This is a genomic window from Nocardia crassostreae, from assembly GCF_001613405.1.
Taxonomy (GTDB): Bacteria; Actinomycetota; Actinomycetes; order Mycobacteriales; family Mycobacteriaceae; genus Nocardia; species Nocardia crassostreae.
On sequence record NZ_BDCH01000020.1, the window covers coordinates 201,167 to 221,639 of the forward strand.

General features: G+C 68.0%; 17 protein-coding genes, 1 tRNA gene and 2 pseudogenes. 13 read left to right on the forward strand and 7 right to left on the reverse strand.

The genetic code is table 11. The features are described 5' to 3' along the window. Position 1: 1 nt before the first annotated feature. The 5 genes and pseudogenes from NC4_RS21900 to NC4_RS21915 all read left to right on the forward strand — a co-directional run bounded on the left by NC4_RS21900 (position 2) and on the right by NC4_RS21915 (position 6,659). Positions 2–3,070, forward strand: a complete 3,069-nt coding sequence (locus NC4_RS21900) for a condensation domain-containing protein (protein ID WP_067541354.1) — start codon at positions 2–4, stop codon at positions 3,068–3,070. A 43-nt stretch (positions 3,071–3,113) separates the two neighbouring features. Next, on the forward strand, positions 3,114–3,248 hold the full coding sequence (locus NC4_RS44060) for a hypothetical protein (RefSeq protein ID WP_281186355.1): 135 nt from the start codon (positions 3,114–3,116) through the stop codon (positions 3,246–3,248). A 34-nt stretch (positions 3,249–3,282) separates the two neighbouring features. Next, positions 3,283–4,719, forward strand: a complete 1,437-nt coding sequence (locus NC4_RS21905) for a molybdopterin-dependent oxidoreductase (RefSeq protein ID WP_157555039.1) — start codon at positions 3,283–3,285, stop codon at positions 4,717–4,719. Positions 4,720–4,910: 191 nt separating this feature from the next. Then, positions 4,911–6,059: a sensor histidine kinase gene (locus NC4_RS44065; protein ID WP_157555042.1), complete on the forward strand. Its 1,149-nt coding sequence runs from the start codon at positions 4,911–4,913 to the stop codon at positions 6,057–6,059. Next, positions 6,056–6,659 (forward strand): annotated as a pseudogene (locus tag NC4_RS21915) (response regulator). The gene NC4_RS44065 and the pseudogene NC4_RS21915 overlap by 4 nt, the downstream one beginning before the upstream one ends. A 124-nt stretch (positions 6,660–6,783) precedes the next feature. Here NC4_RS21915 and NC4_RS21920 read toward each other — a convergent pair. Further along, positions 6,784–8,619, reverse strand: a complete 1,836-nt coding sequence (locus NC4_RS21920; protein ID WP_245721834.1) for a TPM domain-containing protein — start codon at positions 8,617–8,619, stop codon at positions 6,784–6,786. A 171-nt stretch (positions 8,620–8,790) separates the two neighbouring features. Between NC4_RS21920 and NC4_RS21925 the strand changes: the two genes are divergently transcribed. The 3 genes from NC4_RS21925 to NC4_RS21935 are packed head-to-tail and all read left to right on the forward strand — an operon-like array spanning position 8,791 to position 11,456. Beyond that, positions 8,791–9,486, forward strand: a complete 696-nt coding sequence (locus tag NC4_RS21925) for an MBL fold metallo-hydrolase (protein ID WP_067541358.1) — start codon at positions 8,791–8,793, stop codon at positions 9,484–9,486. 32 nt (positions 9,487–9,518) lie between these two features. Beyond that, complete coding sequence (locus NC4_RS21930; protein ID WP_067541360.1) at positions 9,519–10,184, forward strand: YdcF family protein; 666 nt, start codon at positions 9,519–9,521, stop codon at positions 10,182–10,184. A 3-nt stretch (positions 10,185–10,187) separates the two neighbouring features. Beyond that, the gene (locus NC4_RS21935; protein WP_067541362.1) at positions 10,188–11,456 is read left to right on the forward strand and encodes a deoxyguanosinetriphosphate triphosphohydrolase; all 1,269 of its coding nucleotides are present in this window, start codon (positions 10,188–10,190) and stop codon (positions 11,454–11,456) included. Positions 11,457–11,461: 5 nt separating this feature from the next. Here NC4_RS21935 and NC4_RS21940 read toward each other — a convergent pair whose 3' ends face one another. The 3 genes and pseudogenes from NC4_RS21940 to NC4_RS21950 all read right to left on the reverse strand — a co-directional run bounded on the left by NC4_RS21940 (position 11,462) and on the right by NC4_RS21950 (position 13,435). Further along, on the reverse strand, positions 11,462–12,142 hold the full coding sequence (locus NC4_RS21940) for an energy-coupling factor ABC transporter ATP-binding protein (RefSeq protein WP_067541364.1): 681 nt from the start codon (positions 12,140–12,142) through the stop codon (positions 11,462–11,464). Further along, positions 12,139–12,588 (reverse strand): annotated as a pseudogene (locus NC4_RS21945) (biotin transporter BioY); the annotation flags it as partial. The pseudogene NC4_RS21945 and the gene NC4_RS21940, both read right to left, overlap by 4 nt. A 256-nt stretch (positions 12,589–12,844) precedes the next feature. Next, positions 12,845–13,435: an energy-coupling factor transporter transmembrane component T family protein gene (locus NC4_RS21950; RefSeq protein WP_067541366.1), complete on the reverse strand. Its 591-nt coding sequence runs from the start codon at positions 13,433–13,435 to the stop codon at positions 12,845–12,847. A gap of 97 nt (positions 13,436–13,532) precedes the next feature. On the opposite strand from NC4_RS21950, the gene dnaG reads away from it, so the two are divergent. Continuing rightward, positions 13,533–15,461 carry a DNA primase gene (dnaG, locus tag NC4_RS21955; RefSeq protein ID WP_067541368.1) on the forward strand — a complete coding sequence of 643 codons (1,929 nt, stop codon included), beginning with the start codon at positions 13,533–13,535 and terminating at the stop codon, positions 15,459–15,461. A gap of 15 nt (positions 15,462–15,476) precedes the next feature. On the opposite strand, the gene NC4_RS21960 is transcribed toward dnaG, so the two are convergent. Further along, positions 15,477–15,722 carry a hypothetical protein gene (locus tag NC4_RS21960; RefSeq protein WP_067541715.1) on the reverse strand — a complete coding sequence of 82 codons (246 nt, stop codon included), beginning with the start codon at positions 15,720–15,722 and terminating at the stop codon, positions 15,477–15,479. A gap of 175 nt (positions 15,723–15,897) precedes the next feature. Between NC4_RS21960 and NC4_RS21965 the strand changes: the two genes are divergently transcribed. The 4 genes from NC4_RS21965 (at position 15,898) to NC4_RS21980 (ending at position 19,363) form a co-directional block, all read left to right on the forward strand. Then, positions 15,898–15,970: transfer RNA gene (locus NC4_RS21965), tRNA-Asn, on the forward strand. Between the two features lie 242 nt (positions 15,971–16,212). After that, positions 16,213–17,169 carry a zinc-binding dehydrogenase gene (locus tag NC4_RS21970; RefSeq protein ID WP_245721835.1) on the forward strand — a complete coding sequence of 319 codons (957 nt, stop codon included), beginning with the start codon at positions 16,213–16,215 and terminating at the stop codon, positions 17,167–17,169. An 18-nt stretch (positions 17,170–17,187) separates the two neighbouring features. Then, a complete protein-coding gene (locus NC4_RS21975; protein WP_067541372.1) occupies positions 17,188–18,756 on the forward strand; it encodes an AMP-binding protein in 1,569 nt (522 codons plus the stop codon). A 61-nt stretch (positions 18,757–18,817) separates the two neighbouring features. After that, positions 18,818–19,363 carry a hypothetical protein gene (locus tag NC4_RS21980; RefSeq protein WP_067541717.1) on the forward strand — a complete coding sequence of 182 codons (546 nt, stop codon included), beginning with the start codon at positions 18,818–18,820 and terminating at the stop codon, positions 19,361–19,363. A gap of 4 nt (positions 19,364–19,367) precedes the next feature. On the opposite strand, the gene NC4_RS21985 is transcribed toward NC4_RS21980, so the two are convergent. Beyond that, positions 19,368–20,063, reverse strand: coding sequence for a nitroreductase family protein (locus NC4_RS21985; protein ID WP_067541373.1), 696 nt, complete (start codon positions 20,061–20,063; stop codon positions 19,368–19,370). A 73-nt stretch (positions 20,064–20,136) separates the two neighbouring features. Next, positions 20,137–20,403, reverse strand: a complete 267-nt coding sequence (locus tag NC4_RS21990) for a GlsB/YeaQ/YmgE family stress response membrane protein (protein WP_067541375.1) — start codon at positions 20,401–20,403, stop codon at positions 20,137–20,139. Between the last annotated feature and the right edge of the window lie 70 nt (positions 20,404–20,473).

Here is a 20,473-nt window from a genome sequence, read left to right on the forward strand (position 1 = left end):
GGTGCGGCGACGCGCCGGGAATCTGGAATATCTGGGGCGCACCGATACTCAGGTGAAGCTGCGCGGATTGCGCATCGAACTCGGAGATATCGAAGCCGCACTCACCGCCGAACCGGGAGTCGCCCATGCGGTCGCGCTCGTACGGGACAATGACCGCGGCGGCGTGCTCGTCGGCTACGCGGTACCCGCCCCCGGCGAGGACATCGACCCGACTCGGTTGAAGAAGGCTGTGGCGCAACGACTCCCGTCCTACATGGTGCCTTCTGCCATCGTCGTGCTGGACGACCTGCCGCGTACCGCGAACGGGAAACTTGACCGCGACGCCCTGCCCGCGCCCCAGCTCGACCTCGGCGACCGGCAGCCTCCCGACGGTCCGGAGGAGGAGGCGGCCGCGGCCGTCTTCGCCGAGGTGCTCGGTATCGAACAAGTCTGGCGCGATGACGATTTCTTCGCGCTGGGCGGCAATTCGCTCATTGCCACCCGGGTGGTCGCCCGGCTGGGAGCGGCCCTGCACACCGCGGTGCCGGTCCGCGCCCTCTTCGACGCGCCGACCGTGGCGGAACTGGCCGCCCTCATCGCCTCCGGCGCCGCGTCCGGTCGTCCCCGGCTCGGCCCCCGGCCCCGCCCGGAGCGCATCCCCTTGTCGGCGGCGCAGCAGCTCATGTGGTTCCTGAACCGCTACGACCCGGGTTCGCCGATCTACAACATTCCCGGCGCGTTCGAAATCGAAGGGACACTGGATATCAGGGCCCTGCGCGCGGCAGTCGACGATGTGGTGGCCAGGCATGAGGCACTGCGGACCATCTACCCCCTGAGCCCCGAAGGCGTTCCCTATCAGGAGATCCTCTCCGCCGCAACGGGTATCGCGCCCGTCACCGAAATCGACCTCGGCACAGCGGAAATCGGTGAGGTGCTGACAGCGCAGCTGGCCCGCGGATTCGATATCACCCGGGAAATCCCGTTGCGCGTCTGCATCGTGCACACCGCCCCGGAACGCACGGTCCTGGCGCTGGCGGTGCACCACATTGCCGCGGACGGCTGGTCCATGGCCCCGCTGGCACGAGATGTGTTGTGGGCCTGCGCGGCTCGCGCGGCGGGCGCACAACCCCAATGGCTGCCGCTCCCGCTGCAATACGCCGATTACGCACTGTGGCAGCGAGACCTGCTCGGTTCCGACGACGACCCGAACGGTCTCGCCCGCGAACAGCTGGAGTTCTGGCGCACTCGCCTCACCGGCCTGCCCGAAGTCCACGCGATACCTACGGACCGCAAACGCCCGACCTTGCCGTCCGGTATCGGCGACCGCATCGAATTCGCCATTCCGGCAATGGTTCACGACCGCCTGCAAGTGCTGGCACGCACACATGGCGCCAGCCCGTTCATGGTGGTGCACGCGGCCCTCGCGATCCTGCTGGCGCGACTGTCCGGTCAGCCGGATATCGCCATCGGCTCGGTCGTCGCCGGGCGCGGCGACGGCGAACTCGACGATCTCGTCGGCATGTTCGTCAATACGGTGGTCCTGCGCTCGCGCATCGACGCGACCGCCGATTTCCGCGCCGTCGTCGCCGCGACGAAACAGGACGATCTGGCCGTCTACGGCAATATGGACCTCCCCTTCGAACGCCTGGTGGAGGCCCTGGCGCCGGTGCGTTCCACCGCCCACCATCCGCTGTTCCAGGTCTTGCTGGCCTTCCAGAATCTGCGGACCGCGCGAACCGATCTCCCCGGCTTGGCGATTCGCCCGCTGGAAGCTCCCGCGCCCGGCTCCAAGTTCGATGTCGAATGGATGCTGGCCGAACAATTCGGCGAGGCGGGCGAACCGGCGGGCATCACGGCCTCGCTCACCTTCGCCACCGACCTGTTCGACCGACCCACCGCCCAGTCCATGGCCGACGGTTTCGTCGCCCTCCTCACCGCGCTGACCGCCACCCCGGACGCCCCTGTCGGCGATCTCGAGGTCCCCGGCGAACTACCGCCGCTCACGGCGAGGATTCACGGCGAGGACGCAGCGGTGGTGCACACCGGTCCGCGAGCCCCCGAACCGCGCCGCGCCTACCGCGCCCCGCGCGACGAGGTGGAGCGCACCCTCACCGCCGCCTTCGAAACCGTCCTCGAATTTCCGCGAATCGGTATCGACGACAACTTTTTCGAGATCGGCGGCAACTCCATGGCGGCCGTGCGCCTGGTCACGCTGGTGCGCGAGCAGACCGGCATCCCCATGCCGCTGCAATGGATGTTCCTCGATCCCACCCCGGCCGCGCTGGCCATTCGATTCGCCGAGGCCGCCGAACAACCCGATGTGGAACCGTCCATGCGCGTGCTGCTGCCCATGCGCCCGACCGGCAGCGGTCCGGCCGTGTTCTGCGTGCATCCGGCGGTCGGATTGGCTTGGTGCTACGGCGGATTGGTGCAGTACATCGACCGTGCGCACGCCGTCTACGGCTTGCAGTCCCCGGGCGTGGTGGACGGCGGCACCGCCGACCGGACCGTGCACGATCTCGCCATCCGGTATGTGGAGGAGATCCGCCGCGTCCAACCGCACGGTCCGTATCACCTGCTCGGGTACTCCGCGGGCGGCCCGCTCGCGCACGCCATGGCGGTCGAATTGCGCCGTCGCGGGGAGCAGGTGCCGTCGCTGATCATGATGGACGCGCGCGCCGATGTTGCCATCCCCGATGACACCGCCATTCCGCCGCTGGCCCTGCTGCTCGCGGAGTTCGGCGGGATCGACGTGCCGCCCGAATACGAGGGCATCACCGTCGAACAAGCCGCCGAACTCCTGGAGGCCGCCGGAATCTCGTTCTCCGCCACCGAGATCGATCATCTCTACAGCGATCTGCAACACCTGCTGCGCCAGATCGCCGCGCATCGCCCCGAGGTCTTCGACGGCGATCTGCTGTTCTTCACCGCCTCCGGCAATACCGATCCGACCCCGAACGTCGGCACCTGGCGTCGGTACATTGCCGGGGACATCGACGAACGCCAGGTCGTCTTCGGCCACAACCAATTGGTGACGCCCGAGGCACTGGCTCTCATAGGCCCGGCAGTCGACGAGTACCTCCGCCGCTGAGGCAATCTCGGCCGCCGAGATTCCGGCCCGAGCATGGCCGGTGATGCCGACCGGCGACCGCCCCGGCAGGCGTACCGTGGTGGCCGGTCCGGCAGTTCTCACCCGCGTCGAAATGCGCCACGAGTCCTGCGTCGAAACCCGCTGGGACGTACCCGGCCTGGGGAACAATGGGCCGTGACGGTCGGGGAGTTACGGAAGGTCGAGCTGTGTCGGTGAACGGTAAAGGTCGGCTGCTGGGTGCGGCAGCGGTGGGTCTGGGGGCGCTCGGCGCCGGAGAACTGGTCGCCGCCGCCCGGGGCGGTTCGATGATCGACGGGGTCGGTCGGCTCCTGGCCGACACCGCGCCGGTGCCGGTGGTCGAGGCGACCGTCGCGATGGCGGGCAAACACGACAAGGAGACCACTCGCGCCGGAGTCGTCCTCGGCGCGGTCGCGACCACCGCCGCCCTGGCCGCGCTCCCGGACCGCCTGCGCACCCCCGCCGCCGCGGCCTTCGGCGCAGGCGCCGCATCCACGGCCCTCCGCGGCCCGGACCCGTCCATTGCCGGAGCGCTCGGCGGTCTCGCCGCCGCCGGTGTGCTGTGCTCGGGCCTGCGCCGCCCGCCGCGCCGCGTCCGCGGCGGACTGCTCTGGGCGGCAACTGGCCTCGGCCTCCTCGCCGCCGCCGAAACACTGGTGCGCCGCGCCGATCAACGCCATCGCGACCAGGTCCAACGCCTCGGCCCGCGCGGCGCGCACGCCCCCATCCCCGAGGACGGATTCGGCACCGAACCCGGCCTGTCGCCCCTCATCACGACGGCGGGCAGGTTCTATGTGGCCGACGTGAATTCGCGCCCGCCCCGCATCGATCCGACGCACTGGCGGCTGTCCATCACCGGCCGCGTCGCCCACCCGCTCCGCCTGTCCCTGCGCGATCTCGCCGACCAGGCGGTCGAATTCGACGCCGTCATGGTCTGCGTGCACAACACCGTAGGCTCCGGCCGCGCAGGCAATGCCCGCTGGCTCGGCGTCCCCCTCACCGCCCTGTTCGACCACGCCGTCCCCGAATCCGGCGCGACCCGCCTCGTAACCCGCGCCGTGGACGGCTACACCATCTCCCTCCCCCTCGCCCCCCTGCGCACCGGCGAATGGCCCGGCTACCTGGTCATCGGCATGAACGGCGAACCCCTCCCACCCGAACACGGCTTCCCCGCCCGCGTCTTCGTCCCCGGCCTATACGGCCAATACACCGGCGCGAAATGGCTGTCCGAACTCGAACTCTCCGACGACACGCACATCGACTGCTGGTGGAAACGCGGCTGGACCAGCGACCCCCTCTTCGTCCGCCCCGAAGCCCGCATCGACGTAGCCTCCTGCGGCAGCCCCGGCTCCGGCAAATGCACCATCGCGGGCGTAGCCTGGGCCCCATCCGAAGGCGTAGCCGCAGTCGAAATCCGCGTAGACGAAACCGACTGGCTCCCAGTAGAACTCGGCTCCGAACTGGCCCCCGCCGCCTGGCGCCGCTGGCGCACCATCATCGACCTCCCCCCGGGCACCCACACCATCCAAGCCCGCACAATCAGCCGCACCGGCCAAACCCAGAACCCAGAACTCCGCCCACCCTTCCCCCGAGGCCCAGGCGGCCTCCACACCATCACCATCACCGCCTAGCCGTCGAGCATGTAATGGTGCAGGCAAATGTCGAGAGGACGCCTGCACCATTACCTGCTGGCGGGTCGTGACGTCTGTCATGGGGGGAGTCGTGACGGATGGGCGGGGTGGGGGAGGGGCTGGGCGCGGATAGTCAGGGCATGAATGGGTGGTTCGCTCGGGTAGCGTCCGGCGGTGTGCGGGACAGCGAAGTGAGGGAGAGCATTGCGCGGCGGCGCAGGTTCGGGTGGGTGTTCGCGGCCGTGTGGTCGGTGTATTTGGTTGATCCGCTGCGGGAGGCTTGGGGGCTGAGGGAGGCCGGGGCGCGGTGGTACACGCTGGTTGTCGTGGTGGCGTTCGGGGTTTGTTATGTGGGGGCGTTCTGGGGCGCGTTGCGGGTTCCGGGGCGGGGCGGGGATGGTTCGGAGGCGCTGCGGGGGCGGTGGCCGGATCCGGATGGGCGGCTGGTGGTCGGGCCGCTGATCGTCATGGCCGTGCTCATGGGGGCGGCGGCGGTCACCTTGCGGTCCGACGCGTTGGGGCTCGCGGTGTATCTGGCCTCGTTCATCGCGTTCATGGTGCCGGTGCGGCGGGCGGTGCCGGTCGTGATCGGGGTGATCGTTGCGACGACCGTGGTGCCGCAGGTCGTGGCGGGGGAGGCGCCCGCGTGGGCGTCCATGGAGTCGATTGGGCTCGCGGCGGTGGCGGTGGGCGGGATTCGGCAACTGATCCGGCGGAATCAGCAGCTCGACGAGGCGCGGCGGCGGTTGACGGAGTTGGCCATTGCGGAGGAGCGATTGCGGGTGGGGCGGGATGTGCACGACATTCTCGGGCATTCGCTGACCGTGATCACTGTGAAGACCGAACTGGCGCAGCGGCTCATGGAGCTGGATCCGGAACGGGCCAAGGCCGAGATGGCGGATGTGGAGCGGCTGGCGCGGGAATCGATGGCGGGGGTGCGGTCCACGGTCGGCGGGCTGCGGGAGGTCTCGCTCGCGGGGGAACTGGCGAATGCGCGAACGGCCTTGCGGGCGGCGGAGATCGAGGCCGAGCTGCCGGACTCCGATGAGCTGCCGATCCGGCACAGCATTGTGTTCGGCTGGGTGCTGCGCGAGGCCGTCACGAATATGGTGCGGCACAGCGGCGCCTGGCACGCGACCGTGCGGGTGACCCCGACCAGCATCGAAGTGAGTGATGACGGCAGCGGGCTGGCCGACGGAACGCGCTTCGGCTCCGGACTGTCCGGACTGCGGGAGCGAGTGCGGGCCACCGGCGGCACGCTGACGGTGACCAACCGCCCCGGCGGTGGATTACAGGTGCTGGCCCGCTTTCCGGCGGCCGCGACACGGGAGTTGGAATGATCAAACTGCTGCTCGCCGACGATCAGGCGCTGGTGCGCGGCGCGCTCGCCGCCCTGCTCGGCCTCGAACCCGATCTGGAGGTCGTGGCCGAGGTCGGCCGCGGCGACGAGGTGCTCGCCGCCGTTGAGCGCACCCACCCGGACGTGGCGCTCCTGGACGTGGAAATGCCCGGCCTGGAAGGTATTTCGGCCGCCACCCAATTGCACGCCGCCCATCCGGAAGTCCGCATTCTCATGGTCACCACCTTCGGTCGCCCCGGCTACCTGCGCCGCGCCATAGACGCCGGAGCCAGCGGCTTCGTCGTCAAGGACACCCGCCCGCGAACTGGCCGACGCAGTCCGCCGCGTCCACCTGGGCCTGCGCGTGGTCGACCCGGCCCTGGCCACCGAAACCCTCACCACCGGAACCTCCCCCCTCACCGCCCGCGAACGCGAAGTCCTGGCCGCGGCCTCCGACGGCGCCACCGCCGCAGCCATAGCGAAAACCCTGCACCTCTCCGAAGGCACAGTCCGCAACCACCTCTCCGCCGCAATCGGCAAAACCGGCACCAGAACTCGCGCCGAAGCCGTCCGCACCGCCGAACGCCTCGGCTGGCTCTGACTCCCGAAGTGAAAATGCGCCGACCGGGAACTGGTGGCGGGGGCTACACGCGAAATGCCGCCACCAGTTCCCGCTGATCTTGATCGCGAGCAGCGGCCGCTGAGCGGGAGCCGAGGGAGTGGGGCTAGAAGCGGCCGCCGCGGCTGATGCGGCGGGAGCCGGAGGAGCCGCCGAAGGAGCCGGGGGCGTAGCCGCCGCTACCGCCTCCGCCGAATCCGCCTCGGCTGCTGCGGTAGCCGGTGCCCATACCGCGGATCATGCCGTCGAGGAGGACGCCGCTGAGGATGGCGCCCGCTTGGGAGTTGGAACTCGTTTGCTGCTGGGCTTGCCAGTCGCGGACGGCGGCCTGGGCGGTGTGCAGGGCGCGGGCGCCGAGTTCGGTTGCGCGCTGGGCGGATTGCAGGGCCTGGGCCGGATCGGAGGCGGAGAGGTGCTGAGCCTGTTCGAGATTGCGCTGGGCTTCGGCCAGGCGGGTACGGGGTTCGGCGTCCACGCCGCCGCGGCGGGTGCTGATGAAATCGGAGGCCGCGCTGATCTGCGAGCGTGCGGCGGTGAGGGCCTGATCGAGGCGGCGGGTGAGTTCCTCGGCGGCGAGTTTGCGGTCGGTGGCGGCGGCGATCGCCTTGTCCAGGACGGTGTCGGCGGCCACCGCCTGCTGGAAGGAGCCGAGCGGATTGGCCGGGCCATCGGTATTCGCCTTGTCGAGGGCGGATTGCGCGGTGGCGGCGGTGGCCAGATCGCGGCGCAGTTCATCGATGATGCCTGGGAGGCCCGCGCGGGCCTGCTCGATATCGGTGGCAGCGGTGTCGACGGCGTTCAGCAGCGTGCGCGCGGCGTCCAGAGCGGATTCGGCGCCGCGGATCGCGGCCACGGCGCCGCCCTGCTGGCCGACGGGTTTGGCCACGGCGTCGCGGCCCTGCTCGATGCTGCTCTCCGCGAAGGTGATTCGCTCCTTCGCCATGGTCACGTTGTCACGGATGGGGGCGAGAACGGACGGCGGGCGTGCGGCCAGCAACTGGGCCAGCGTGGTGTCCGAGTTCGGGACGCGTGTGGTGAGGTCCACGACATCGCGGGTGAGCGCGTCGAGGCGGTTTCCGGCATTGATGAGCAGGTTGCGCATGGCGTCGAATTCGCTGACCTTGGCATCGAGTTCGCGATCGGCGCGGCCGCAGGTGCTGATCAGGTCGACCAGCATGGTGCGCTGCTGATCGGGCGTCTCGGGGATGTCGTCGTCGAGCTGCTGGCGGATGGAGAAGGCTTTGGCGAGAGCCTTCTCGGCGGCCTGCAATGCGGCGCTGAAGGGCGCGGTGGCGGTGGCGCCGAATTCGTCTGTGGCCAGGCGTAATTCCTCGGTGCTGGTCCGGATGGCATTGTCGATATCGACGAGGATCTCCTTGGACCGCGCGTCCAGGGCGGGCAGCGGCAGCGCGGTGAGTGCCGTGGTGTCGGTCGGGTCCACGGTCCGCGCGGCGTCGACGTCGGCGCGCATCCGCCGATTGCGGCGCGTGCGCGACCACAGCCACAAGGCGAGCACGATCAGCGCGACGATCGCCAGCAGTACCAGAATCGTCCGGAAGCTCACTCCACCCTCGGACGAATTCATCGCGTCCGACAGCCCGTTCGCCGTTGTCGAACCCGCTCCGGCCCAGTCGCCCGCGCGCAGCTTCGGCTCCACCTTGTCGATGAGCAGCCGATCCAGTTCCTTGTCGGTGACCGAATCCGGCACCGTCCCGGTGAACGCGTACGCGCGGTCCTCGACCGCGACCGACAGCAGCACATCCCGGTCCCCGAAGCCGGAGGCGGTCGCGGTCCGATCACCCCAGGTGTTCGCGTCCAGTCCGCCGAAGTTGCGCACGTACACGATCCACAGGCGCTCGTGATCCTTCGCGTACAGCGAGTCGATGGCGGTCTGGAGTTCGGCGGTCTGCCCGCCGCTGAGTACTCCGGCGCTGTCGGTCACATAGGTGGGCAGCCGTTGCGGCTCCTCCGCCGCGCCCGGCGCGGCGGCGAGGAAAGGGCCAGTGCGAGGCCGGTCACGATCACGGACAGCTGCTTACGGAGCGGCATGCGTCGAATCTATCCGCCGTGTCTGGGTGCGAGGAGTTTCTTCCCGCCACCCGTGTCGGCGGCGATGACTACGATCGGAGAGGTGATCACGATCGATTCCCCGTACACGGGACATGTCGCCCCCGGCTCCAATCCGCAGCAGCGTGCGGTGGCGGGCGCGCGCATCGTGAAGATGTCGGTCGGCGGCATGGACAACAATGTCTATCTGGTGCAGTGCACCGGCACGGGCGCGACGCTGCTCATCGACGCGGCCAATGAGGCGGAGCGGATTCTCGAGCTGATCGGGCAGGAAGCCGCGGATCGGGTCGAGTTGCTGGTCACCACGCATCGGTATCCGGATCATTGGTGGGCGCTACAGGATGTGGTGTCCGCGACCGGGATTCCCACCGCCGCGCACGCACTCGATGCCGAGGCGCTACCCGTGCCGCCGGAGCGGGTGCTGGCGGACGGGGACAAGATCGGCATCGGTGAGCTGCAATTGGAGGTCGCGCACCTGAGCGGGCATACGCCCGGTTCGGTGGCCCTGGCGCTCACCGACGGCGACGGTCGCGCCCACCTGTTCACCGGCGACTCGTTGTTTCCAGGGGGAGTAGGGAAAACCGGTTCGCCGGAGGAGTTCACCTCGCTACTCGGTGATGTGGAGTCGAAGCTGTTCGACCGGTATCCTGACGACACCGTCGTGTACCCGGGCCACGGTGACGACACCACCCTCGGAGCGGAACGCACCGCATTGCCCGAGTGGCGGCGGCGCGGTTGGTAAAACTCCGGAACCGCGACCCCGAACCGGCTTGGATGACTTGGGAAGTCGACGACGAACCCCGCGGCTGCGTCGCGGGTAGCTGGCGCTGGGCCAAGCGGCTGCTGGCCGGAGCGCTCATCATGGGCGTGCTGGTTGTAGGCGGCACGGCGGTGCGGGTGTCGCAGGTGGCGCGGATCACCGACTACGCACCGGCGGACGCGATCGTGGTGCTCGGGGCCGCACAGTACGACGGCACGCCGTCGACGGTGTTCGAGGCGCGATTGGACCAGGCGTACAAGCTCTTCCAGAAGGGTGTGGCCCCGCTCATTGTGACCGTCGGCGGAAAGCAGATCGGCGACAACTACACCGAGGCCGCCTCGGGGAAGAACTATCTCAAATCCCGTGGTATCGACGGGGATCGGATTCTGGCGGTCGAAACCGGTTCGGACACATTGCAGAGCGTGGAGGCGGTGTCGAAAGCGCTGCTGGCGCGGGGGAAGACATCGGTGGTGCTGGTGAGCGATCCGTGGCATTCGCTACGTACGCGCACCATGGCTCGCGACGCCGGGCTCGCGGCGTGGACCGCGCCGACCCGCACCGGCCCGGCCGTGTACACGCGGGAATCGCAGGCACACGGCATCTTCCGCGAGACCTTCGCCTTGCTCTGGTACAAGCTCACGCATTATTCGGCCGACTTCAAATACACCGCGGATCAGTGAGTTATGGACGCGCGCATCGACTACGACCGGGTCTACAACGACCACGACCGGGAACGCCTGGTCGCCGAAACCGACCGCACCGCCGGGCTGAGCTGGTCGCCGACGCCCGAGCGGCGCAGCGAGTTCGCCCGGGATCGGGCCCGCGTACTGCATTCCGCGGCACTGCGGCGGCTGGCCGACAAGACCCAGGTCATGGGTCCGCGCGACGGCGACACCCCGCGCACCCGGCTCACCCACTCGCTGGAGGTCGCGCAGATCGGCCGCAGCATTGCCGACGGTCTGGGCTGTGATCCGGATCTGGTCGACCTGGCCGGTCTCGCACACGATATCGGCCATCCGCCCTACGGCCACAATGGCGAGAAGGCGCTCGACCAATTCGCCGACGCCCACGGCGGTTTCGAAGGCAATGCCCAGAACCTGCGCATCCTCACCCGCCTGGAACCCAAGGTCTTCGACGACCAAGGCCACAGCTACGGCCTCAACCCCACCCGCGCCGCCCTGGACGCCGTCATCAAATACCCTTGGGGCAGAACGGGTCCCGGCTCGAAATTCGGCGCCTACGACGTGGATATGGACCGCCTGGCCTGGGTCCGCAAGGGCGCGCCCGAGCGCCGTCAATGCCTGGAATCCCAAATCATGGACTGGGCCGACGATGTCGCCTACTCGGTGCACGATGTCGAGGACGGCATCATTGTCGGCCGCATCGACCTGCGCGCCCTGTCGGACCCCATCGAACAGGCCGCCCTCGCCGAACTGGGCGCCCGCCAGCACCCGTCGCTCACCGCCGACGAATTGATCGCCGCAGCCGGACGCCTCTCCGAACTCCCGGTCGTGGTCGCGGCCACCAACTACGACGGCTCCCTCACCGCCTCGGTCGCCCTCAAACGTCTCACCAGCGACCTGGTCGGCCGCTTCGCCACGGCAGCCGTCGAGGCCACCCGCGCCGCCTTCGGCTCCCGCCAGCTCTCCCGCTACGCGGCCGACCTCGAAGTCCCCCGCATAGTCGCCGCCGAAGTCGCCGTCCTCAAAACCGTTGCCCTGCGCTATGTCCTGTCCGACCCCATCCACCAGGTCCGCCAAACCGGTCAACGCGAACGCATCCACCTGGTAGCCAACCGTCTCCTGGCCGTGGCCCCCAACGGCCTGGACCGACTCCTCCTACCTTGGTGGGACGCGGCCAAAGATGACACGGCTCGGGTGCGCGTGATCGTCGACCAGATCGCCTCCTACACCGAAAGCCGTCTCGAGCGCGTCGCGGCCGTGATCCCCTGACGGAATCAGCTGGTCGAGTGCATCTCCAGATAGCGGGCGATGCTGTCGGCCGGTGGGCCGTCGGCCACGATGTGGCCTTCGTCGAAGACGAGGACGCGGTCGAAGTCGGTGAGCAGGTCCAGGTCGTGGGAGATGACGACCACCTGCTGGGGGAGGTCGTGCAGGAGCGTGGTGATGCGGCGTTTGTTGCGGAGGTCGAGCAGCGTGGTCGGCTCGTCGAAGATCACGTATTTCGGGCGGACGGCCAGCACGGCGGCAATGGCGAGCATCTGCTTCTGACCGCCGCTGAGCAGATGCGCGGGATGATCGCGGTAGTCGGTGAGGCCGTAGTCGGCCAGGACTTCGGTGACGCGGTCGGCGATCTCGGCCTTGCCGAGGCCGTGGTGTTTGAGGCCGAAGGCCAGGTCCTCGGCGACCGTGGGCATGACGATCTGCACGTCCGGGTCCTGGAAGACGAAGCCGACCTGGCGGCGAACGGCCTTGCCCTGCTTGCGGGTATCGAGGCCGTCCACCCGCACCTGGCCCTCGGTGGGCACCTGGAGGCCATTGAGCAGTCGCGTGAAGGTGGACTTCCCGGAGCCGTTCGAGCCGATGACGGCGATCCAATCCTCGCGCAGCGTCAGATCGATGCCGCGCAGCACCTCGCGCTCGCCGAAGCGATGCGAGACGCCGGTGAGCTCGATCATGCGCGCGCCGGGATCAGCGGATACGCCCGGCGGACCGCAATGGCGGCCAGCGAGCCGATCACCGTCTTGACCACATCGCCCGGAATGAACGCCACGGAGGTCGTGATCGCCTTCGACAGCGAAATATCCGCCGCGACCGCCATCCACGGAATTCCAATGGCATACAGCACCACCGCACCACCCAGGAAGTTGATCGCCAGCGCAATGGGCAGGTTGTACTGCTTCCACAGCCGCTCGGTCAACAGCCCGATCACGAACGCACCGATCGGATACGCCAGCACGAACCCACCGGTCGGCCCGAAGATCACCGACAGCCCGCCCCGCCCACCCGGCAACACCGGCAACCCGACCAGCACGAGCACCACGAACAACAGAATCGCCAGCCCACCCCGCCTGGCCCCGAGAATCGCCCCCGCCAGAATCACCCCCAGCGTCTGCGAAGTGAACGGCGCGAACGCCCCCCGGCAGTTGAATCAGCGGAAAGAATCCGAGCACAACCATAATCGCAGCAAACAGCGCAACCTGCGCCAAATCCCTACTTCGCACCGACGCATCCTAAGGGGCCCACAGCCCGCCACCCGCGTCGGCTACCTCGCGCTATGCCTCCCCCATAGAAGCGTTCACACCCTTTCCCGTCGGTCCACACCCGTTATTCCGGGCCAATAAGGGGTGTGCACCAACGGAATGGGGTGTGAACCGCGATCAGTCGAGGCCGCGGGCGTCCAGGGCCTCGCCGACGTTGTCGGCCATGCGGAGGGTGCGGATCAGGAGGGGGATCAGGAAGACTGTGCTGCGGTCGATGCCGCGGGCGCGTTGGGCGGAGCGGACGAGGTCGGCTTGTTCGCGGATGACGGGGATGAAGCGGATGGTCATGGCGACCAGGAGGCCTACGCGTTCGGGGCGGACGCCGAGGGGCTTCAGGGGGGTGAGGGCTTTTTCTATGGTGTCGATCATGGCTGAGGTGCGGGTGGTCAAGGTCACCAGGTTGGCCAGCAGGACCAGGGTGAGCAGGCGTTCGCCTACCAGGATCGCGGCGTGCCAGCCGGTGAAGAGGATCTGCGCGAGCATGATCAAGGCCAGGAAGGGGAGCAGGCCGAGGGTTTGGCGGGCGGTTGTGCGCCACGGGATGCGGGCTAGCGCGTACAGGGCGAGCACCAGAGTGAGGGCGGCTGCCAGCCAGGTGATCGAGGAGACGAAGAACAGGGCGGTGCCCGCCGTCGCGAGCACCAGCAGCTTCGTCCCGGCGGGGACGTTGTGCACGGGGGTGCGGGCGGGGTGGTAGAGGCTGAGCACCGGTAGATCCTGGCATGGGGTCGAGAGGGCATTCGGTCCGGTGTCCAGCCGTGCGTCCCGGTCGAGCGTGTCGGTGGGACGCGGCTAGACTCGCTGCGTGGCCGGCCGACTTCCTGACCGCGATATCGCGGCGATTCGTGAACGTGTTCGGATCGAGGACGTCGTTGGTGAATACGTCGCCTTGAAGAGCGCGGGGCCGCAGTCCATGAAGGGGCTGTGCCCGTTCCACGACGAGAAGACTCCGTCGTTCCATGTGCGCCCGCATCTGGGCGTGTACCACTGCTTCGGTTGCGGCGAGGGCGGCGATGTCTTCGCCTTCCTGCAGAAGATCGAGCATGTCGGTTTCATCGAGGCCGTCGAGCAGATGGCCGACCGGATCGGCTACAAGATCAGCTACGAGGGCGGCGGCACCTCGGTGCAGCGCGATCGCGGGACCCGGTCCCGGTTGGTCGCCGCCAATTCCGCGGCGCACGAGTTCTATATGGCGCAGCTGGGTGAGCACGAGGCCGAGGCGGCGCGAAAGTATCTGACCGACCGTAACTTCGATGCCAATGCCGCGCGGCAGTTCGGCTGCGGGTACGCGCCGTCGGGCTGGGACACCCTCACGAAGCATCTGCTGCGCAAGGGATTCGAGTTCAAGGAGCTGGAAGCCGCGGGCCTGTCCCGGCAGGGTCAGCGCGGCCCCATGGACCGCCTCCATCGCCGCCTGCTGTGGCCCATCCGCAATCTCGGCGGCGATATCGTCGGCTTCGGCGCACGCCGGTTGTACGACGACGACACCATGACGGCGAAGTACATCAATACCCCGGAAACGGTGCTGTACAAGAAGTCTCAGGTGCTCTACGGCCTGGACCACGCCAAGCGTGAGATCGCCAAGGGCCATCAGGCCATTGTGGTCGAGGGCTACACCGATGTGATGGCCATGCACCTGGCGGGCGTGAAAACCGCTGTGGCGTCTTGCGGTACGGCCTTCGGTGACGAACATCTCGCGATCCTGCGCCGCCTGCTCATGGACGACAACTTCTGGCGCGGCGAGATCATCTACACCTTCGACGGTGACGCCGCGGGTCAGGCCGCGGCCCTGAAAGCCTTCTCCGGCGACCAGAAACTGGCCGGGCAGACCTATATCGCCATCGCCCCCGACGGCCTGGATCCGTGCGAGCTGCGCCAGCGCAATGGCGACGGCGCCGTCCGCGATCTGGTGGCCCGCCGAGTCGCCCTGTACGAGTTCGTGATTCGCGGCATCGTCGAGAAGTACCAGGATCCGGCCACCAAGGACATGAGCCCCGAACAGCAGGTGCAAGCCCTGCGCGAGGCCGTCCCCGTGGTGGCGCAGATCAAGGACAACGCCCTGCGCAAGGCGTACGCCACCAAACTGTCAGGCTGGGTCGGCTGGGACGACATCCAGCTCGTGGTCCGCCGTGTCGGCGACGAGGCCCGCAAACTCGCCCGCGGCGGCGGCAAGACCGTCCCCGATCGCGAAGTGCGCCAACCGATCGCCGATCAGCCCGCCCCCCGCCCCAACCCGAGCGATCCCGGCATGCTCCCGCAACGCCAGGCCCTCGCCGCGGCCCTGCAATACCCCGCCTTCGCAGGCCCCATCTTCGATTCCCTGGAGCCGGAAGCCTTTACCCACCCCGCCTACGTCGCCGTCCGCGCCGCCATCGCCGAAGCAGGCGGCGCATCGGGCGGTCTGGGCGGCGCCGAATGGGTCAACGCCGTCGCCGACAACACCGACGACCTCACCCTGCGCGCCCTGGTCTCCGAACTCGCCGCCGAACCGCTACCGGTGAAGTCCGCAGACGCCATCCCCCGCTTCATCACCGGCGTCCTGGCCCGCACCCAGGAAGCCTGGGTAGGTCGCCAAATCGCCGAACTGAAGTCCAAACTCCAGCGCATCTCCTCCACCGAACAGCCCGAGGCATACATGGCCCTGTTCGGCGACCTCGTAGCACTGGAGCAGTACCGCAAGAGCCTGCTCGTACAAGCCATGGGCAACTCCGACGACTTCAGCGTCCGCAGCTGAGGCCCCTGCGGCGGTCTACCGCCGCAGCTGATCGTGCGGCACCAAAATGGTGGTCCGCTCATCCAGCGGCACCATGGGCTCGAGCTTCGGCTGAGTGCTCAACTTGTCGGCAAGCTTCTGCCGCGACACCTGCACCAGCTTCCGTGTGACCGGACTCTCACTGATAGCTCGCGTGGTCTTACTAATCTGCTCATACCGAGCCCGCCCGGCCTTCGCGCCCAGCACATAACCGGCCGCAATACCGATGACCAACCGCAGCATCTCCGAGAACTCCTCCCAGTAGCCCAACCCCCGCCTACATCCTGCCCGACACCCCACCCCCCTGTCGATCCGCCCCACCGACCACATCCCCCCAGCTAGAAGCGCGATTTGGGAAGTGAACAACCCATACGCTAAAGTTTCTTCCCGTCAGCCCGAGCGGCCGACAGGGAAACAATCCCCTATAGCTCAATTGGCAGAGCAGCCGACTGTTAATCGGCAGGTTTCTGGTTCGAGTCCAGATGGGGGAGCCTAATCCGGCACCTGACCAGCGAAGAAGTTCGCACGGTCAGGGGCCGGACTCGTTTCTGGGGTAGTTCTGTGGGCAGAAAGTCTTCAGGGATTCGGGTGCTTCGTGGGGGTCGTGGGTTTTGGTCTGGGAAGTTGACCGATTGTTGGCTGGCTGTTAGAAACGCGGGCGGCGCTCGGGCAGGGGCGGTCATGTGAATGTTGGGCTGGATCCGAGCATTTCAGGAGATTGACCGTGAAAGCTATGCAATTCGTTGGGGTGGGTGCGGCGTTGGAGCTTCGGGATGTGCCCGGGCCGGAGCCGGAGGCGGGGTGGGTTGTGCTCGATGTGGAGGCGGTGGGGTTGTGCCACACCGATATTCATGTGCTGCATGGGGCGATACCGGGTACGCCTGTGCCGATCACGTTGGGGCATGAGGTGGCGGGGACGATTGCGGTGCTCGGGGCGGGTGTGGACGGTTTTCGGGTTGGGGAGTGGGTTGTGTTGGCTATTGATTCGGTGCGGGGGGCGCTCGCGGACGACTGGAGCTTGGTTCCGGGGATCCGGTATGACGGGGGGTATGCCGAGCAGGTGCTCGCGCATGAGGGTGCGCTGGTTCGGATACCCGACGGGGTTTCCTTCGCGCAGGCCGCGGTGGCGACCGATTCGGTGGCGACTGCGTACCACGCGGTGCGCACCATTGGTGAGGCGAAGGCGGGGCAGACGGCTGGGATCATTGGGCTCGGCGGGCTCGGGTTGATGGGTGCGGTGGTCGCCGATATCTGCGGGTGCACCGTTTACGGGGTCGATATCAATACCGGAACATTCGATGCGGCACGTGGATTCGGTGTTCGGGAGTGCTATACCGACATCGGTGAGCTCGCTGCGGTGGCACCGGATCTTATCGTCGACTTCGCCGGTGTCGGTAGCACCACGGCTGACGCGGGGGCCGTGGTCCGCGCCGGGGGGAGGATTGTGCTGGTGGGCCTGGGGCGTTCCGAAACCGCTGTGCGGAATGCGGATCTGGTGAATCGGATGATTCAACTGCACGGTTCCATCGGCTCCGAACCCGAGGAGGTTCGCCAGGTGCTCGACCTCATCGCTGCGGGGCGCATGCAACCCGTTCTCGAGGAAGTACCGTTCGAAACGCTTCCTGAGAGTCTCGGCCGACTGGAACGTGGCGAGGTCGTCGGCCGCCTCTACACCCGGCCCCGCGCCTGACAGAAAGTGATCTGAGAAATGAACGATGTCGGCCGGGGCGCGCCTACGCTCACCTGTGGCACACGTACTCGCACGCAGGCCGATGCCTTGGCGCGCGCCGGTCGCATCGGTTCGGCGGTTATCGCCGCGGGCATCGGGCGGGGCGACAAGTGTGCCGTCATGGCGCGCAATGACATCGAATTCCTGGAAGTGTCCGTGGGGATCGCCGCGACCGGCGGTAACCCGCTGCCGATCAATACCCGCTGGACGGCCGCCGAGGTCGGGCACGTGATCGCCGACGCCGAGGTTCGGCTGATCTTCGCGCACACCGAGTTCGTTGCCACCGTGGAAGCCGCTCGCGCGGCGGTCGGGAGTGCCGCCGTCATCGTCGAAATCGGCATGCCAGCCGAACTTCTCGACGCAGCCGGGCTCGATCCGGCCCTCGCCACACCCACGGGCCGCCACCCGCTGCTCGAGGAATGGATCGGCGCGCACCCCGAGCCTGTCGGGCACATCGAGGGCGCGATCGCCGATTCCATGGGCGTGATCTACACCTCCGGCACCACCGGTAAGCCCAAAGGCGTTGCGCGGGAACGCATGACTCCGCAGCAGTTGCTGTCCATCGCGGGCGCCACCGCTACTCGTATGGGTCTCGCGCCTGGCGTGCGGATGCTGGTGGCAGGGCCGCTGTATCACACCAGTCCCAATGCGGTCGCGGTGCTCGGACTGCGGATGGGGGCCGATATCGTGATCATGCCCCGATTTCATCCGCGCCGTTTCCTGGAGTTGGTGGACCGGCATCGGATTCAGCAGGTCAAGATCGTGCCGACCATGCTGTCGCGGATTCTCGGCGTCCCGGCGGACGAGCGCGCCCGCTACGACCTGTCGTCGCTGACCCGCATCATTCACTCCGCCGCCCCGTGCCCTCCGGCCGTCAAGAAGGCGGCGATCGAGATGTTCGGCGATGCGCTGTGGGAGTTCTACGGAAACTCCGAGGCGGGCACCATTACCTGGATCAGCGCCGCCGAATGGCTCGCCCACCCGAGCAGCGTCGGCCGGGGAGCCGACGGCTCCGGTGTGCTCATTGCCGACGAGCACGGAAACCCCCTGGCCGCAGGCGAATCCGGCCGCGTCCATGTCCGCGGCGCCGATTACTGGCCGACGTTCGAGTACCTCAACCTGGGAGCACCGTCCACACCGGTCGACGGGTATCTGTGGGTCGGCGACCTCGGCTATGTCGACGAGGACGGATTCCTGTACCTGACCGGGCGCGCCGCCGAGATCATCATCCGCGGCGGCGTGAACATCTATCCCGCCGAGATCGAGAACGCCATCAGCGCGCTCGACGAGGTGGAGGATGTCGCGGTGTTCGCCGTGCCCGACAGCGGTGATCTCGGCGAAGCGGTCGCCGCGCATATCCTCCCGCGCCCGGGTTCCGCTCTCACCGCCGACAGCGTGCGTGTCGCGCTGAGCGGGCAACTCGCCGACTACAAGATCCCCACCCACCTTCGGATCGTCGACGCCCTGCCACGCGACGACAGCGGCAAGATCTACAAGCGGCAGCTGCAAAACAGCCACGTGGCACGGGAGTCCGCGCCCCACGATTGAGGGAACTCCCACCGGAGGAAATTCGGATGCCCGAGGGCCGGTGTCGGCCTACCGTGTGGCCGTGGATGTGACCTTCAAGCGGACGGGTGCGCGACGGTATTCGACGGTGGTCTCCGATGCCGTACACGGGGTGCGGGAGCTGGATCCGGCTCCGGGGTATCACGACGATGTGCCGCACGACCTGGCTCATTACGTGGTCGAGTGTGAGCTGGGGCTGACCGATGCGGTGTTCGGTCGGGCGGCGCGGGGCGGGGGAATGTTCCGGCCGGTGCCGCAGGGGCGGCGGGACAGCCGGGAGGAGCGGCGGCAGGCGCGCAAGCAGCGTAAGAAGGAGGATCGGATGCGGGACGGCGATCACTCCAGCGGTCGAGAGATGGGGTTGTCGGAACGGTTGGCGGGGCTTTCGCTGGTGCATTGGGTGCGCAGGCACGATCCGTCGGCGCGGCCGCCGGACTGGGCTCCGGCGGCGGCCGAATTGGATGCGGATACGTCGGCGGCGCTCGATCGGATCGGGGAGCGGCTCGATGCGCTGGCGCCCGTCTGGCGGGAGTTGCGCGTGGGGGAGGAGCTCCGATTCCGGTGGCCCAGTGCGGAACCGATCCGGTAGGGCCTCAGGCGGGCGGGAAGAATTCGAGGGCGTCGGGTTTGCGGGTCAGGGCGGGGACTTCGCAGTCCGGCGCGGGGTAGCCGATGGGGAACAGGCTGTGGGGGCGTTCGGTGGCGGGACGGTGCAGGATTTCGCTCAGGAATGCCATGGGATTCGGTGTGTGTGTCAGCGTGGCCAGGCCCATGGTGTGCAGGGCGGCGATGAACAGGCCGCAGGCAATGCTCACGCTCTCGTTGACGTAGTAGTTCTTCCGCAGATCGCCGTCGGGCAGGGGAGTGCTCTTTTCCGCGAAGACGACCACGATCCACGGAACCACGTCCAGGTAGGACTTGTCCGAGTCGGTTTCCAAGGGCGCCAGCGCGGTTCGCCACGCCTCGGGCAGCCGACCACCCTCGTAGTTGATCCGCTCCTCGTGCTCGGCCGCCTCGCGAATGCGATGTCTGACCTCCGGATCACTGATCGCGATGAACTTCCACGGCTGATGATGCGCCCCGGACGGCGCCGTATTCGCGGCCGCCACCGCCAGCTCGATCATCTCGCGCGGCACCGGGTCCGAGGCGAAAAAGCGTACGCTGCGCCGGGTTTCGAGGAAGTCGTGGAAATCGGCCCCGCGCGCAATGCCCTCGGCCTGGTCGAGGCGAGGCGGCTGGTAGGGAACGAAGGGGTGGCTGTGCTCCCGGGCCGCGGTCTGGTTCGTCATGGGGCCCAGCGTATTTGCGGCGCGCCGGTCGGGTCGGCCGATTCGCGGCGTCGGCCGACCGCGGTGCATCGGCTCAGACGCGGGCGCGGATGAACTTGTAGATGACCAGGACCAGCACCGCGCCGATGATGGCGCCGATGAAGGTGTGCTCGACCGGTGGGCGGATGGTGAATTCGTGGGGGGCGAAGACGAGGCTGCCCAGGGTGCCACCCACCCAGGCGCCGACCACGCCCAGGACGATGGTGAGGATCCAGCCGAAGTCTTCTTTGCCGGGAACGATGAGGCGGGCGATGGCACCGGCTATGAGGCCGATGATGATCATGGTGATGATGCCCCACATGGCGTGCTCCTTACCTTGGAGGTTCCGCGAATTCGACGGTAACAGCCACGGGATACCCGATGAGCGTGTC